Origin of the sequence: Alteromonas salexigens, from assembly GCF_025628895.1 — a bacterium.
Lineage (GTDB): Bacteria > Pseudomonadota > Gammaproteobacteria > Enterobacterales > Alteromonadaceae > Alteromonas > Alteromonas salexigens.
Genome location: NZ_JAOTJC010000006.1, coordinates 268,817 through 285,333 on the forward strand (window position 1 = coordinate 268,817; position 16,517 = coordinate 285,333).

At 52.0% G+C, this 16,517-nt stretch carries 14 protein-coding genes; 9 read left to right on the forward strand and 5 right to left on the reverse strand.

Annotated features, from left to right (window positions below; translation table 11 throughout):
- Positions 1–83 precede the first annotated feature (83 nt).
- Positions 84–449, forward strand: coding sequence for a hypothetical protein (locus OCL06_RS05310; RefSeq protein WP_262992704.1), 366 nt, complete (start codon positions 84–86; stop codon positions 447–449).
- An 86-nt stretch (positions 450–535) separates the two neighbouring features.
- Here the strand turns inward: OCL06_RS05310 and OCL06_RS05315 are convergent, their stop codons facing one another.
- Positions 536–2,800, reverse strand: a complete 2,265-nt coding sequence (locus OCL06_RS05315; protein ID WP_262992705.1) for a TonB-dependent receptor — start codon at positions 2,798–2,800, stop codon at positions 536–538.
- Positions 2,801–2,912: 112 nt separating this feature from the next.
- Entirely contained in the window at positions 2,913–3,908 is a 996-nt protein-coding gene (locus OCL06_RS05320; protein ID WP_262992706.1) for a GlxA family transcriptional regulator, read from the reverse strand.
- 136 nt (positions 3,909–4,044) lie between these two features.
- Between OCL06_RS05320 and OCL06_RS05325 the strand changes: the two genes are divergently transcribed.
- From OCL06_RS05325 to OCL06_RS05345, 5 genes are read left to right on the forward strand one after another with little or no spacing between them, the layout of a single operon-like run.
- A complete protein-coding gene (locus OCL06_RS05325; RefSeq protein WP_262992707.1) occupies positions 4,045–5,850 on the forward strand; it encodes an acyl-CoA dehydrogenase in 1,806 nt (601 codons plus the stop codon).
- Positions 5,851–5,862: 12 nt separating this feature from the next.
- Positions 5,863–6,873, forward strand: coding sequence for an NADP-dependent oxidoreductase (locus OCL06_RS05330; protein ID WP_262992708.1), 1,011 nt, complete (start codon positions 5,863–5,865; stop codon positions 6,871–6,873).
- Entirely contained in the window at positions 6,870–7,628 is a 759-nt protein-coding gene (locus OCL06_RS05335) for an SDR family NAD(P)-dependent oxidoreductase (RefSeq protein WP_262992709.1), read from the forward strand. Before OCL06_RS05330 ends, OCL06_RS05335 begins: the two co-directional genes overlap by 4 nt.
- A 15-nt stretch (positions 7,629–7,643) precedes the next feature.
- Complete coding sequence (locus tag OCL06_RS05340) at positions 7,644–8,405, forward strand: SDR family oxidoreductase (RefSeq protein WP_262992710.1); 762 nt, start codon at positions 7,644–7,646, stop codon at positions 8,403–8,405.
- A gap of 22 nt (positions 8,406–8,427) precedes the next feature.
- Positions 8,428–8,871, forward strand: coding sequence for a YaiI/YqxD family protein (locus OCL06_RS05345; RefSeq protein ID WP_262992711.1), 444 nt, complete (start codon positions 8,428–8,430; stop codon positions 8,869–8,871).
- A 118-nt stretch (positions 8,872–8,989) separates the two neighbouring features.
- Here OCL06_RS05345 and OCL06_RS05350 read toward each other — a convergent pair whose 3' ends face one another.
- Together OCL06_RS05350 and OCL06_RS05355 are read right to left on the reverse strand one after the other, a co-directional pair.
- On the reverse strand, positions 8,990–10,180 hold the full coding sequence (locus tag OCL06_RS05350) for an amino acid aminotransferase (RefSeq protein ID WP_262992712.1): 1,191 nt from the start codon (positions 10,178–10,180) through the stop codon (positions 8,990–8,992).
- 91 nt (positions 10,181–10,271) lie between these two features.
- The gene (locus tag OCL06_RS05355; protein WP_262992713.1) at positions 10,272–11,048 is read right to left on the reverse strand and encodes an NRDE family protein; all 777 of its coding nucleotides are present in this window, start codon (positions 11,046–11,048) and stop codon (positions 10,272–10,274) included.
- A 110-nt stretch (positions 11,049–11,158) separates the two neighbouring features.
- On the opposite strand from OCL06_RS05355, the gene OCL06_RS05360 reads away from it, so the two are divergent.
- Both OCL06_RS05360 and OCL06_RS05365 read left to right on the forward strand, forming a co-directional pair.
- Positions 11,159–11,776: a lysophospholipid acyltransferase family protein gene (locus OCL06_RS05360; RefSeq protein WP_262992714.1), complete on the forward strand. Its 618-nt coding sequence runs from the start codon at positions 11,159–11,161 to the stop codon at positions 11,774–11,776.
- Positions 11,773–13,023 carry a cystathionine gamma-synthase family protein gene (locus OCL06_RS05365; protein ID WP_262992715.1) on the forward strand — a complete coding sequence of 417 codons (1,251 nt, stop codon included), beginning with the start codon at positions 11,773–11,775 and terminating at the stop codon, positions 13,021–13,023. The genes OCL06_RS05360 and OCL06_RS05365 overlap by 4 nt, the downstream gene beginning before the upstream one ends.
- 94 nt (positions 13,024–13,117) lie before the next feature.
- Here the strand turns inward: OCL06_RS05365 and OCL06_RS05370 are convergent, their stop codons facing one another.
- Entirely contained in the window at positions 13,118–15,589 is a 2,472-nt protein-coding gene (locus OCL06_RS05370; RefSeq protein ID WP_262992716.1) for a CHRD domain-containing protein, read from the reverse strand.
- 197 nt (positions 15,590–15,786) lie between these two features.
- Here OCL06_RS05370 and OCL06_RS05375 point away from each other — a divergent pair, with 197 nt between their 5' ends.
- Positions 15,787–16,398 (forward strand): FMN-dependent NADH-azoreductase, encoded by a 612-nt coding sequence (locus tag OCL06_RS05375; protein WP_262992717.1) that lies wholly within the window; start codon positions 15,787–15,789, stop codon positions 16,396–16,398.
- Positions 16,399–16,517 lie beyond the last annotated feature (119 nt).

The window sequence follows — 16,517 nt, forward strand, 5'->3', positions numbered from 1 at the left end:
GAATAAAAATCATACGAATTACTTGATAAGCCGATAATCCTGAATATACTGTGTATATATACAGTATTTGGTTTGGAGGGATTATGGATACCGGCATCAAGAAACTCGATAAACTATTTTCCGAGCACGGGGTGTTAACCGACAGTGGCACCAACGGCTTTCAGTCAGTGACTGCGCTAAGAAACGCAGATCCTAAGATGCTTACCATGAAGTTGCCGTACTGTATGTATCAGCGTGTCATGGCACTAAAGTCCGGCCAGATATTGCATTATCATCACTTTTATCTGAAATACCGGCAGGCAAGACTGGCGAGTTACCTGATAACACCTGACGGTAAAATTGTGGAGCAGGTAGATTATCAGCGGGACAGTAAATCGGTGCAGGCGTGTAAGAAAATTGCAGGTTACCTGACAGAAGCTTATTCATCCCACCGTCAACTGGCAGCTTAATGGAATTACGATGCCCACTATTCCGGACGGGTTAGCGGTAATAAAAAAGGCGCCAAGCGGCGCCTTTGTGGACGATGGACTAAGACTTAGTAGAAGTTTATTTTCGCCTCTACACCCCAGATCCGCGGCTCGTTAACGATACCGGTGAGGTTGTTGAAGTCGATAGCGCCTTTCACATTATCTTCATCGGTGATGTTCCGGCCAAACAGGGCGATGGTATAACCGTGTTCGAAGTTTTCATAACCGATCCGTACACCGCCTTCTACGTTGTCATCGGTGGTGAACTCTTCAGATTCGTAAAGGAAGAGGTTGGTTTCACCCTGGAATGCCCAGTCGGTAAACAGGAAAACTTCGCCGTTGTTGCCAACCGGTACGGTGTAGCGTGCGGTGAAGTTAAATATTGTTTCCGGGGCCTGCGGGAATGGGTTACCGTCAACTAAAGCGCGGTTTCCTTCCAGGCGCGGGTCAAGCACGGTACAGTTACCTTCGAAATCTGCCGACGAACCACAGGGCTGAACGGCCAGGCCACTGTCTTTAATTTCGGTGTGGTTATAGCTGTAACCACCGGTGAGGGTGAGCTGGTCAGTGGCCAGCCACTGTGCATCAATTTCAAACCCGTAGGCCGCGCCCTCATCGGCATTTACCAGCGCCGTGAAGTTGTTGCCACCGCCAATGGCAGAGAACTGCATGTCATCAATGGTGTAGTAGAACGTAGCCATGTTCAGACGTAAGGTGTCGTCTAACAGATCTGATTTGAAACCTACTTCCACGGAGTTGATAGTTTCTGCATCCGCGACAGAAGGCGCGCCTTCAAATGCCACATCACGGCCCTGAATGGTTTGTGCACGAAAGCCGTTAGCATAACGGGCAAACAGTGACGCATTGTCAGACAACTCGTAATTGGCACTCAGCTCATAACTCACCTGACCGTCATCGACATCGATTGGATCGTAATCCTGAACGCTCGCTGCGCCGATAACCAGGGCGAAGCCATCAACGTTTTGATCGCCTACCCGCAGACCTTTGTCATCGTGGGTATAGCGCACACCACCGGTTACGTTTAGCTTGTCGTTAATTTGATAGGAGGTTTGTCCGAATACGGCCCAGGTGGTGTTCTCATGAAATACCGTGGTCGCACCGAAAAAGCCGTCAACGCTGGTGACGTTAAACGACGAATCGAAAAAGAACGCACCCAGTTGCCAGTTAAGCGGGGAGGCGGTGTTGCTGGCTAGCCGCACTTCCTGGGTAAACTGCTCCAGATCGTTCAGGTTATCCTGAGTCACCGCCGCGAATGGAATGAATCCGGGCTGAGATGTAGGGCCTGAACCGCTACCACCATCCACATCACCCAGACTGAAGCCATCGGCTTGTTCCCAGGCTGAAATAGAGGTCAGCTCAACGTCGTCAAAGGCATATGTCAGCTTCAGTGACGTGCCAAATCCTTCGTATTCCTGCGGGTTATTGTCAGCACCGTCGCCATCAATATCACCGTCGTACCAAACCATGTCGCGCACGTAGTTTTCGTTCAGGTCGTTACTGCCTTTAGTGAATACGTTAGCACGGAAAATAGAGGCAGTGCCTTCCAGTTCACGACCGTGAACGTTTAACAGCGCAGAGAAGTCTTCTGTGGGTTCAAACAGCAACTGGGCACGCCAGGCCTTTTCATCGAATCCACCCAGGGCGTCTTTCTGACCCGTGAAGCCATTGTCGATATAGTCATCACGCTCCTGGGACATCACAGAAATACGTGCTGACAGATCATCAGTCAGACCGCCACCTACAGCTCCTTCAAAGTTCATGGTGCCGTACGAGCCGAAGGCGGCTTTCGCGTAACCTTCAAAGTACTGGGTAGGTTTCACCGTATCAAACTTAACGATACCGGCCGTGGTGTTACGGCCAAACAGGGTACCCTGCGGGCCACGCAATACTTCTACCTGTTGTACGTCAAACAGTGGAAAGCTTTTCAGCACCACGTTTTCCATGACTACTTCGTCCATGATAATCGATACCGGCTGAGAGGCCGCCAGATCGAAATCAGTATTACCCAACCCGCGGATATAGAAGCGCGGTGCAACGCGCCCGTTGGAGGATTCGGCGTACAATCCTGGTACACGTACAGCCAGTTCAAGTATATCGCCGCCACCTGAAAACAGGCTTTCAAATTTCTCGCCGCTCAACGTGGCAATAGAAATAGGAACGTCCTGAATAGACTGTGTGCGTTTTTGCGCTGTGACGGTGATTTGCTCGAGCGACCCTTCTTTCTTTTGTTTTTGTTCGTCTTGAGCAAGGGTTTGAGTACTGAAAGCGGCACTTACAGCCAATGCCAGTGTCGCTAGTTTGTGTGTTCTCATTTGTCCACCAAAGTAGTTATTTTGTCGGTTCGGAGTAGGAGTGGTGCTTGACCAGCACGCGGCGTTGCATTTTACACGAATATTGAACAATTCGTATGTAATTTTTACATAATTAGCGTTTGGCGTACTGACTGCGATATTGTGACGGCGCGAGACCGGTGTGGCGCTTGAACAGGCGCGAAAATGAGCTGACATCTTCATAGCCCACAGCGGTGACTATGGTATCGAGGGACATCGTGGATACTTCCAGGTATTTTCGTGCCTGTTCAAGGCGTAAAGCCTGAAGATAGTGGAGTGGCGTTATTCCGCACGCCTGTTTAAAACGGCGAATAAGGGTGCGCGGGGTCATATTATGTTGGTGAGCTAAGCCGGTCAGCGTCAGTGCTTCGGTAAAATGCTGCTCCATATAATTCTGTATATTCAGAATATCGGTGTCCTGATGGAATTTGTGTTGCCTGCTGCCCGCGTAAATGGTTTGCCGGGGGCGGCTCAGATCCAGTACATGGGACTTAGCGGTGTCACTGGCTACCTGATGACCACAGTAGCGCTCAATGAGTAACAGCGTGAGATCAAACCAGGCCATGCCGCCGCCGGCACAATAGACATTGTCCTGCTGAGTCACCATTTTGGCCGGCTGCAGGTTAACCTCAGGATATCTTTCCCGGAACTGTCGAGCGTATCCCCAATGGGTGGTGGCGACTTTGTGATTGAGTATGCCGGTCTCGGCCAGTAAAAAAGTACCGGTGCAGTTCGCGGCGATATCTGCGCCACCCTGCCATAGCCTGTGGATATGGGCGTGCAGGGGACGTGTGGCCGTTAATATTTCGTTCAGATCGCCGCCAATGGTAGGTACCACAAGCAAATCTGTGTGCTCAACATCCTGCAACGCACAGTGTGCATGCAACTTAAGCTGATTAACCGTAGTCACGGGGTGGCCATGCAGGGTGGCTAACTGCACACTGAAAAAAGGCGTGACTGGTTGTTGATGGATCCGCTGCCAGCTCACTCCCGCCAACGCGAACAAGTCCATGGCCCCGGTAATCGTGGAAGACAATGCAGCATCAAACCCAAGCAGAGTCACGGAAAAAGGGCGGGAAGGGGAGTTCATCAGCAAATTTTATACACCTGCCAGTAGTGGCATTAATAGATGGCGGTTTTCACCATAATTGTGTCAATTACGACAATCATGCCATGCCCAGGTCTGTGCCACAATGGATTAACATTTTGTCACCACGAGTATGGCTATGGCTGAATTACTTATCCCCCGTCGTGAGCTGGAATTTCAGCTCTATGAAGTGCTGGATGTCGAAGCGCTGTGCGCACATCCACGCTTTCAGGACCATTCCAAAGACATCTTTGATGCCACGTTAAACACTGCAGAAAAAATAGCCGAAGATGCGTTTCTGCCGCACAACAGCAAGGCTGACAGTCAGGAACCGGTGTTCGACGGCAAGCGGGTAAGCATGATTGCGGATGTGAAAGCCGCGTTCGACCACTACCGCCATGCCGGATTCATTGCCGGCCGGTTTGATTTCGAAGACGGCGGCATGCAACTTCCGGAAACCGTGATGAGTGCCTGCGCAGGGTATTTTATGGCGGCAAACCCGGCTACCACGGCCTATCCATTTCTGACTGCTGCGGCCGCGAATGTGATTAAGCACTTTGCCAGCGATGCGCTTAAACGTCAGTACCTGCCGGCCATGTTATCCGGTGAGTTTACCGGCACTATGGCACTCACTGAGCCTCATGCAGGCTCATCATTAACCGACATTCGCACCCGAGCTGCACAGGCAGACGACGGTAGCTACAGAATTAAAGGCAGCAAGTTGTATATCAGTGCCGGAGAGCATGAACTGTCTGACAATATCGTGCATCTGGTGCTGGCTAAAATCCCCGGCGGGCCACCAGGCGTAAAAGGCATTTCCTTATTTGTGGTGCCCAAATTCCGGCTCGACCAACAAGGTAAACCAGCTCAACACAATGATGTCAGTCTGGCCGGACTAATTCATAAGATGGGATACCGGGGGACCACGTCTACAGCGCTCTCCTTTGGTGATAACGATGCATGTCATGGTTATCTGGTAGGTGAACCCCACCAGGGACTGCGTTATATGTTCATGATGATGAATGAAGCCCGGATTGGTGTTGGGTTCGGTGCCGCCATGATTGGATATCGGGGCTACCGGTTGTCCCTGGACTATGCAAAAGAGCGTACCCAGGGTCGGGCCGCCCCTCTCCTGGCACAGGACGATCCACCGAGCCCGATTATCTGCCATGGAGACGTGAAACGCATGTTGCTTGCCCAGAAGGCGTACACGGAAGGGGGCATCGCGTTATGCCTGTACGGCAGCCGGCTAATGGATGCCATTCATACTGCGCAAGATGAAGAAGAAAAAATCCGCCTGAGTCAGCTACTGGATTTGCTGACACCGGTATTTAAAGCCTGGCCCTCAGAGTTTGGTCCGAAAGCCAATGATTTGGCCATTCAGGTACTGGGCGGTGCAGGCTATACCCGTGAATACCCGGTAGAGCAATGTTGGCGTGATAACCGGCTTAACCCTATTCACGAGGGGACCAATGGCATTCAGGCGCTGGATTTGCTGGCCCGAAAGTTGTGGCAGGCAGACGGACAAGGGCTGCAGACACTGATGACATGCGTACAAGACGACATTAAACAGGCTCAAGGCGAACGGTGTCAGGCCATGGTTGCCGCACTCATGCCGTATCTTGATGCGCTGGAAACGGCTATCCGCAGCAGTGCCGCCCAGATAAGGTCGGATAAAGCCGGCGTATTGTTAACCAATGCGCAATGTTTTATGAACCTCTTTGCCAGTACTGTGGTCAGCTGGATATGGCTTCGGCAGGCACTGGTTGCCGAGGCGGCATTGCAGGGGGAAAACCTGAGTGCAGACGATCAGGCTTTTTATCAGGGTAAGCTGGCAGCCGCTGACTATTACATTTTCTGGGAGCTCCCCCTGACAGATCGTGACATTCGAATTTTGAAGACACAGGACGCTACCTGTAACGATATACAAACCAACTACTTCTAAAAGGACACCACTATGCAATATAAACAATGGCAACTGGCTTCTCGACCGGTAGGTGAACCTACACAGGATAACTGGAAGCTGGCATCGGTATCGCTACCCGAGGTTAACGACGGTGAACTGGCGGTAAAAATACACTACATTTCGCTGGACCCGGCAATGCGTGGCTGGATGAACGAAGGCAAGTCGTATATTGAGCCGGTACAAATTGGCGAAGTGATGCGCGCCGGCACTGTGGCGGAAGTGATTGAGTCCCGCGCCGAAGGCTTTTCAGCCGGTGATATGGTGTACGGTAACTTCGGCGTGCAGGAGTACGCCGTGGTCTCAGCTAAAGGGATCCATAAAGTGGACCCGTCGCTGGCACCGCTGCCGCGCTACCTTGGTGTATTAGGCATGCCGGGGATGACCGCTTATTTCGGGTTGCTGAACACCGGGCAGCCAAAAGCCGGGGAGACCGTGGTAGTGTCCGGCGCTGCGGGTGCGGTAGGTTCTGTGGTTGGTCAAATAGCTAAGCTGAAAGGCTGCCGGGTGGTCGGTATTGCCGGGGGCAAAGACAAATGCGACTACCTGGTAGATGAACTCGGCTTCGACGGTGCCATAGATTATAAAAATAGTTCTGTGAAAGACGGCCTGAAAACCCATTGTCCGAATGGGGTGGATGTGTATTTTGATAACGTAGGCGGAGATATTCTGGATACAGTACTGACCCGCATCAACCTGCGGGCCCGCATCGTCATCTGTGGGGCGATCAGCCAGTATAACAATACCGAAGCGGTCAAAGGCCCCTCGAATTATCTGGCGCTACTGGTTAACCGGGCACGCATGGAAGGTATCGTGGTTTTCGATAATGTGAAGCAATATGGTCAGGCGGCTAAAGAGATGGCTGGCTGGATAGCCGAGGGTAAGCTAAAAGCGAAAGAGCATGTAGAGAGCGGACTGGAGTCGTTTCCGGATACGTTAATGATGCTGTTTAAAGGCGAGAACTTCGGCAAGCTGGTTTTGAAAGTGGAGCATAATGACGAATGAGCGCCACGGTAAGCAATAAACACATTCTCATTACTGGCGGCGGTTCCGGCATTGGTAAAGCCAGTGCTTTGCTGCTTGGGGCGCGCGGGGCGCTGGTGGCTGTGGCAGATTGCCAGTTGGCGCAGGCTGAAGACGTTGCCACGCAAATTAACGACGCCGGCGGTCGCGCTTACGCGCTGCCGGTCGACGTCGCCGACCCTGCACAGGTCAGCACCATGTTCAGCGCCGCTGCAGAACGCCAGCCTATTGATGTGGTTATCAATAATGCAGGTATAGACCATGCGCCTATGCCCATGCATCAGGTGGACGACGCCGTATTTCTTAAAAATGTTGAAGTAAATCTGGCCGGTACCTGGTACTGCATGAAAGCAGCACTGGCGCATATGCTCAACAACGGCCATGGACAGATCATAAACGTAGCCTCAGTGGCCGGTTTGCGTTCAGCGCCGACGGTGAGTGCCTATAGCGCCAGCAAACACGGGGTTATAGGACTGACCCGTTCAGCAGCCGTGGAATACGCGCGAATGAATATCCGCATTAATGCCGTTTGTCCGAGTTTTGTGGACACGCCAATGGTACAGGGCGTACTGGCGCAAATGGATGAGCGGGGCAAAAAGCAAATTGTTGGCGCCAACCCCATGAAGCGGTTGGGCAAACCTGAGGAAGTAGCCGGTGCAGTGGCATGGTTATGCAGTGATGAGTCGTCATTTATGACCGGACAGTCGGTGGTGCTGGACGGCGGCATGCTGGCCTGAAAAAGGAGTAGAACAATGAGTGATATTTTTGATTTAACGGGGAAAGTAGCGCTGGTTACCGGTGCCAGCCGGGGAATAGGTGAGTCTATCGCCCGGTTATTAGCCGAGCATGGTGCCCATGTGATTGTGTCCAGTCGTCAACTGGAAGGCTGTGAAGCGGTGGCCAGTGCCATTCGCGACGCAGGGGGAAAAGCATCAGCCTACGCCTGCCATGTGGGTGACATGGAACAGATCGGCGATATTTTTACCCGTATTCAGGCCGAGCACGGCAAGCTGGACATACTGGTAAATAACGCCGCCGCAAACCCGTATTTCGGCCACATACTGGATACTGACTTGGCCGCATTCAATAAAACGGTAGAAGTAAACGTTCGAGGCTACTTCTTCATGTCGGTTGAAGCCGGAAAGCTGATGAAAGCGCAGGGCGGTGGCGTGATCCTGAATACTGCGTCAGTCAACGGCGTCGTCCCCGGTAATATGCAGGGCATTTACTCCATTACCAAAGCGGCGGTGATCAGTATGACCAAATCATTTGCTAAAGAATGTGGGCCGTTGAATATACGCGTAAACGCGTTATTGCCCGGCTTAACCGACACCAAGTTTGCGTCAGCGCTTACCTCCAATGACACTATTCTGAAGCAAGCTCTGAAACAAATTCCGCTGGGGCGGGTGGCGCAACCTGATGAGATGGCAGGTACCGTGCTGTACCTGGTATCCGATGCGTCAAGCTACACAACTGGCTCCACTGTGACAGTGGATGGTGGTATGCTGGCGTAAAAGTCATTCAGAGAGTAACGCTATGCATATCTGGGTAGATGCAGACGCCTGCCCGGGTGTTGTAAAAGACATCCTGTTTAAAGCCGCCCGGCGAACCGGGCACCCACTGACATTAGTGGCCAATCATCCGATGCGCGTCCCGCCCGACAGCAATATCAACTTTGTGGGGGTAGCAGCGGGCTTCGATGCGGCGGATGATTTAATTGTGGAACGTTGTAGCCCCGGTGATCTGGTTATTACCAGTGATATTCCGCTGGCATCAGATTTGTTGGCAAAAGGGGCGCGGGCACTGAATCCGCGTGGCGATGAGTACGATAAGTCGACCATCCGCGCGGCGCTCACCATGCGCGATTTTATGGATACGCTACGCAGTAGCGGGGAGCGTACCGGCGGTCCCAGTGCATTTTCACAGCGCGACAAGCAACAGTTTGCCAATGCGCTGGACCGGATCTTAGCTTCGGCGTAACGCACCTTTTGAGTCTCATAACTGCTTGTTACGAAAAAGGCCATGCTGATGACACCAGCATGGCCTTTTACTTACTGCCTTTTTGCAGGGTGTGATTACCCTGCCGCAGGTATAATTGTTACAACACCGACACCAGGGCTTTTGCCAGTGTGTCTACGTTCTGTTGATTAATGCCCGCAATATTCACGCGACTGGACTCAACAAAGTACACGCTGTGCTTTTCACGTACTTCCCGCACCTGTTCAGGCGAAATACACAAAAATGAGAACATGCCTTTCTGTTCGTTGATAAAACCAAAGTCCTTATCGGCACCATTTTCGTGAAGTTTGTCGACCAGCATGGCACGCAGGGTTTTCATGCGGTTGCGCATGGCATTGACTTCGCTTTCCCAGTCTTTTCGCAGACTGGTGTCTGACAGAATAATGTCGACCAGTGCGCCGCCATAGCTCGGTGGCATGGAGTAGATGCCCCGAGCCACTGACATAATTTGTCCCTGAGCTACCTTGCGGGTTTTAGTATCGGCAGTAACGATAGCCGCCAGACCCACCCGCTCACGGTATAAACCAAAATTCTTACTGCAAGACGCCGCAATAATCACTTCTGGCAGATTTTCTGCCATCAGACGTACGCCGTAAGCATCATCTTCGAGACTGTCGCCAAAGCCCAGGTAAGCCACGTCGAGAAACGGCAGAAACTCACGTTCTTTCGCTACTTCCAGTACGGCATCCCATTGCGCTTTCGTCAGGTCTGCACCGGTAGGGTTATGACAGCAGCCGTGGAGCAGTACTACGTCGCCTTTCTCAACTTTTTTCAGGCTGTCCAGCATGGCATCAAACCGGATCCCGGCGGTGTCTTTATCGAAGTAGGGATAAGTTTCAATTTGCAGACCGGCAGAGCCAATGAGCGGAATATGGTTAGCCCAGGTCGGGTCGCTTACCCAGACTTTAGTCTTTTCGTTACAGCGTACCAGCAGCTCAGACAAGATCCGTAATGCGCCACAACCGCCAGGGGCCTGAACCGCAGCAACGCGGTCAGCCATTAACACCGGGCTTTTTTCACCCAACAGTAACGACAGCATATTGTCGATATAGCCCTGATTTCCCTGCGGCGTGATATACGTTTTCGAGGTTTCGCGCTCCAGCAGAATCTTCTGGGCCTGAGCCACCGCATTCAAAATAGGGGTATTACCTTGTTCATCTTTATAAACGCCGACACCCAGGTCGATTTTATGTGCATTGCTGTCTTCCTGATAAGCTGCAGACAGGCCTAGAATTGGATCGGGGGCGAGTGGGGGTAATACTTCAAACACAGTGCGTCCTCAGGTTGTGTAAAAAAAGATTGGCTGGTCGGCATTATGCCACTGCTGAAATAAAATACGAGAGGCAGGGGCGGAATTTATGTCACCTGCCTGAGGTTGCAAGTGTAAAGGTGTGGTGCTGTTCAGCGTCAGGCATACCGGTATCACTGAAAGTACGCTCATGCCACTGTACCGTGCCTGTACTATCCACCATCAGCAGGGTGGAGGCACGGGTTCCGTAATTCGGCGAGGTAATGAAGATAGATGACAACATCTTTTCCCACTCGTACCCAATGCCGGTATCTGGCAGGGCATGGTCAGCCGCCTGATGGTCGTCTCGCAACAAGGTGAACAACGACTCAACGGACAGCGACTCATGCTGGCAGGTATAACGGGTAAGCGCCTGCATGCCCCGGGTAACCTTCGGCCAGGGCGCATTCAGATGGGCGTTAGATAATCCGTGGATACCGGGCTGTAACGGAACAAGTGTGTTTTTGGCGTTGTTATAGACCTGCAAATTCATCACATCCCCGTACAGTAAATTATAGCCGTTATACTGGTGACGGTGACGTTGTAACTGTTCGCTGAAAACCGCGTCCGGTTGTGTATGTGTGAGCGCATTTACCACCAGTTCGCCGCGGGTACGCGCCTGACTAACCTCTCCGCCAGCGCGAATGTTGGTTAGCGCTGCAATCCGCCCACTGCGGGTCACACCCATCCAGGTGCCGCCTGCCTGCAAGTCTTTACCCGCCAGCATATCCGGGGGCTTATCCCAGAATTGGGAAATACGGGTGGGTCGGGCATAAAACTCATCCCGGTTGGCCGCGATAATTAACGGATAATCAGCATGCTGCTTGACAGCAATAAATAAAATACACATACAAAGTCCTTAACCCGCCACATGGTCTGCCAGGAGAGGGTAGATCAGGTTACGCAATTCGGGTAAAAATTGAGTATGCTTAGCAACAACAATAATTACAATATTACGCTATGAAGCAACAGCTTGAAGAACATATAGTCCCCAACCTTATGCCCAGGCGCGGCTCTCGCTGGCTGGCCCGAGTGGCGAGCTGGGGTTTCAGACAGCGGGGCTGGTCAGCACAGGGGGAGTTGGTGAATGACTCACGTGCCATACTGGCTGTAGCACCGCATACGTCCAACTGGGATTTTTTTATTGGGCTATTCGCTTTGTTTGCCTTGCGCCTGCGGGTGTCTTTTTTCGGCAAACACACCCTGTTTTACCCCCCGCTAGGCTGGCTCATGCGCCGCCTCGGCGGGATCCCTATCGAGCGCAGCCGTGCTCACGGGGTAGTTGAGGCAATTGCCAGCGCTATCCGTAAACAAGAAGCCATGGTGCTGGCACTGGCTCCGGAGGGCACCCGCAAGGGAGTCTACCCTTGGAAAACTGGCTTTCTGCACATTGCAAAGCTGGCGCAGATCCCGGTGCAGCTGATTGCGCTGGACTATCGTAAAAAATGTATTGTATTTGGGCCGGTGTTATCGCAGGTAGATAATGTCGAAGAACAAATGCAAACTATTTATGCATTTTATGCTACGGTTGCCGGCAAGTATCCTCAAAACTGTATTACAACGGAGCCTCTCGCGTGAGCAAGCAGGGATTTACTACCCGTCAGGTCCATGCCGACCGTATCCTCAACAAACCCGAACATGGCGCAGTACACGCCAGCCGTACCAATTCCGTATTGTTTGAGTTTGACGATGCCCAGGGCATCATCGACGTCTTTCAGGGCAAAAAAGCCGGTCATGTTTACGGGCGTTCGTCCTCGTCCTCGGTAGCTGCATTACAGAATATGCTCAACGATCTGGAAGGCGGTGCCGGCGCGCTCTGTTATGCCACTGGTATGGCTGCAATCAGCAGTACTTTGTTGTCGCTGTTAAAAGCCGGCGATCACATCATTGTCAGTCAGTATTTGTTCGGTAATACCCGTAGTTTTATGAATACACTGGCGGATTTGGGTATCCATATTAGCTTTGTGGATGTGACCTCACTAGAAGCCGTTCGTGAAGTGTACCAGCCGAATACGCGCATGGTGTATACCGAAACCGTCGCCAACCCGGTTACGCAGGTGGCAGATCTGCAAGCCATCGGCCGCTACTGTAACGAACGCAACGTGCTGTTAGTCGTGGACAACACCATGACGCCGCCGCCCCTGTTTTATGGCAAAGATGTGGGGGCCTCGTTAACTGTGACTTCACTGACCAAATACATTGCCGGGCACGGCAATGTGCTCGGTGGTGCCGTAGTGGATACTGGCTTGTATGACTGGACAGGCTATCCCAACATTGCCCCGGCTTATCAGGTGGCTGAGCCCCATCAGTGGGGCCTCACCCAGATGAAGAAAAAAGGCCTGCGTGATATGGGCGCCACTCTGTCAGCCGATGCGGCACATGCGATCTCCGTGGGTATGGAAACCCTTGCTTTGCGCATGCAACGGGCGTGTTTCAATGCCATGAAGCTGGCCACGTTTCTGGACAACCACCCGGCAGTGGCACGGGTTTATTATCCTGGACTGAGTGATCATCCGCAGCACTTTGTTGCCCGAGAATTATTGCAGGAAGGCTACGGTGCTATCCTCAGTCTGGATTTGCAAGGCGATGCCGATCCTGTGGCTTTTTTAAATGCGTTAAACCTGGTGATCACCGCGACCCACCTTGGCGATACCCGGACCCTGGCGCTGCCGGTAGCCCCCACTATTTTTTATGAAAATGGCAAGGCAGGGCGTGAGGAGATGGGGATCACCGAGTCTATGATCAGAGTGTCGGTGGGGATTGAAGATATTGATGATTTGGTGGGTGATTTCGAAGCAGCATTGTCAGAGGTATCGCAACGCTGATAGCGACAGAGCGCGGGCTAGGTGACACTGTTGCAATAAATACTCTACATAAAAAAGGCCGGTTACCCGGCCTTTTGTGTATCAGCTAACTCACTTACTCGAAACCAAGGGTAATCTGGCCGCGAATTTCACCGCTTGGGAAAGCAGTAGAATGGAAGTTGGTGTAAAAACCACCTTCTGCCATAGTTTCCATTTCCGGTTCGGTAAGTATGGTTTCGTCTGGTACGCCCCAGCCATTGGCGCCGTCATCTTCGAGTCCCAATACCACATCACCATTTTCACCCAGGTTACCCGCATGAATGTGTGCTGCTGTGGCCATCATTCCAAAAATGTCTACATTACCCGATAAGGCACCGGTGTCGGTATTCAGTGTGAACGCACCAAAGCCGTAAGCGGCGGTGTCTACGATCGGCACTTCCTGATCACCGGTTGCGGTAATGCCATACACCTGAATGTTGTCAGGGGTGATCTGGCCACGAATTTCACCGTCCGGGTACTCTGGTGTGTGGAAATTGGTGTAATGACCTCCTGATAACAGACGGGTCGCAGTTTCTTCATCCAACGAAATGTAGCCGTCTGTCATCCACGTCCCCGATACTTCACCACTGGCCATCAGCGGCGCAACCACGCCACCGGTTTCACCAGCAAAGCCTGTATGGATGTGAGCAGCTGTAGCGGTTTCCAGGTCCATGGTTACCGCTGTTAATTTCACTGCATTGCTGGTGGTATCAAACAGTGCGTACCCGTAGCCCATGGCATCGGTTGTTACCGGCAATACGGACTGTTCGCCACTGATGGGGAAGGTGATCACTGAGGTGGTGTCGGCTACAATCTGCCCGCGCACTTCGCCGGAAGCGTTGGCTTCCGTGTGCACATTCAGGTACCACTCACCACTGGTCAAATCTTCCAGCGAGCTGGGTGAAATGTTGGTGGCTTCCAGCATGAAGGTGCCGTCACCGTTAGCGGTCAATGGGAACGCTACATCACCGTTCATACCGATGTCCCCGTCGTGTACGTGGGCACCAGTCAGCCCGGATAGCATTGACGCATCCAGTGTGACCCGGAATGCCGGCATATCTTCATCAATTTCTACTGTGGCGGTGGCGGTGTTGTCTGTCATAACCACTGGCACTTCCTGGCTACCGGTTAACGTCACGTTATACGTCATGTCGGCATTGAATGGTGGCGCTGGTGGTGCCAGGTCATCCAGCAATATCAGTTGCGGCAAATCACCTTCCATATCACCATCCGCTGCGATGGCGGTGTATACGCCCCCGTTTTCCAGCGACAGCATATCGGTCTCTATGGCTGCGGTTTTTGAGCCGGCTGCTGTTACCGTGACAAAATAATCACCCTCTGCTAATCCGACATAGCCGGTTTCAGCTAAATCTTCAGTGGAGTAGGGCACGTCAGCGAAAGTCGGGTCAATGTCACTGATTTCACCATCACTGGTAACATAAATATCTACATTTCCTGTGGCCGGAGATGAATGAATAATACGTACCTTGGCTTCGGTGGCTACCGAGCGAGGCATATCTGTCAGTAAGTCCAGCTCGGGCATGTCCAGCGTATTGTTTGCCACGGCGGTATAATACATCCCTGTTTCCAGCGTGAGCTCTTTGTCGTCTGTTACCACAACGCTGTTGTCTGCATCCGCTACCACATCAATCAGGTAAGTATCTGCGGCGACGTTCATGTAGCTGGTGGTGCGGGGAAATTGCAGACCATCTACCAGGACGGTTTCGTTATTAGCGATAACGTCCACCGCCGGGCCACCACTGATAGCGTGCGCAACACGTAGCGCCGCCGGGGTATTAACATCATATAATTTAAAAGACGTGTCGCCGTCTGCGACTACCAGGGTGACAGGCGAATCACCCGGGCTTACGCTATTGGTGGCGGCTACCATCAAATCCGCCCCGTCAGCAAGGTTCACAGTGCCTGAGTCATACACCACATCAGTTTCTCCGGCCGCAGTAATGCGGATACGGTAGTCACCTGCAGGCATCTCCATAGGATCTGTGGCATCCATGAATGCGGCAGTGACCAGCGGCTGTTCATCTGCAATGGCTGCGTCAGGTGCGGTGACATAGATATCGACTGTAGGCGCTGCAGATGCTGCGTGAACAATCTGAACCTGTGCATTACCGTCAGCCACATCGTTATCCGCATTGGAAACAGGCAGCAATGCCAGGGTGTCATCTTCTACACTGCCCACCGCGAAGATTTCATAATTCATGTCAGTTTGCAGGGTCAGGTCAGATTGCAGGACCTCTTCGTCATCGCCGGGCAGGTTGGCTGTTACGCCAATATCATAGGTACCGGCCTGAACTTCGAATTGCGTGGAGGCGGTCTGGTAGTCAACGCCTTCCAGGCCGTTAAGAATTTCGTCATTCGCGGTAATGTTCACAGTGGGTGCATCAGAAGACGCGTGGATCACCCGAACATTGGCAAAGTCCGGTTCCTGAGGGGGGTTATCTGTGATCGGATCGTCGTCATCAGAAGAGCAGCCTGTTAAGGCGAGAGTAATAGCTGATAGAGCAAAGAATGTCTTGGTCCGTCGCATTATTGTGTCCTCGTTGAATATAACTTACGCGATCCTTTACGTACGGTGATTTGTGAAGATCATGTTAAAAGGCTTATTACTAAGATGTAATGCTTCACCCTAATTTTCGTTTTAATAGAATGAATGTATCGCTTATTAAAAATATATATTCGCTTTTGCGAAATATAAAATACTGGTCTGAATAGAGGAGACCAATTATGCGTAGTATTTTAGCGATCACATCCAGCCTGAACGGGGCAGTCAGCAACTCAAACAAACTTGTTGCCCAATACCTGGCAAACCGCCAGAGTACAGGCGCCGTGCGGGTAACAGAGCGGGATCTGCATGCTGACCAACTGCCCCATTTATCGGCAGAAGAAATGCAGGCGTGGAATACATCCGCCGCGCAGCGTTCAGAGGAGCAGACGCAACTGGCAACTTTTTCTGACACGCTAATCGATGAATTAAAAAATGCCGATGAAGTAGTCCTGGGTGTGCCGATGTATAACTTTGGCATTCCTTCAGTATTAAAAGCGTGGATCGACAGGGTTGCCCGCGCCGGTGTAACATTTGCCTATACTGACACCGGACCGGTCGGTTTACTGGCAGATAAACCCGTTACCGTATTAGCAGCGCGGGGAGGCCAGTATGCTGGTACGGAAATGGACACCCAGACAGCGTACCTGACCCATTTTTTCAATTTTATTGGGCTCTCAGATTTGCGCTTTGTGTATGCCGAGGGTCTGGCGATGGATCCGGAGAAGCAACAACATACATTATCCGTCGCTGAACAAAAAATTATTGAACTCTCAACTGCGCCCGTGGACTAAATCTATGCAGTTAGCAAAAACGAGATTGCCCTCGGCAATACCGTAACGCTAAAGTGTGTTCCAAGTTGAGTGTGCTTGATTGCCCCGCTAATTTAGCGGGGCTTTTTTATGCCCGGAGT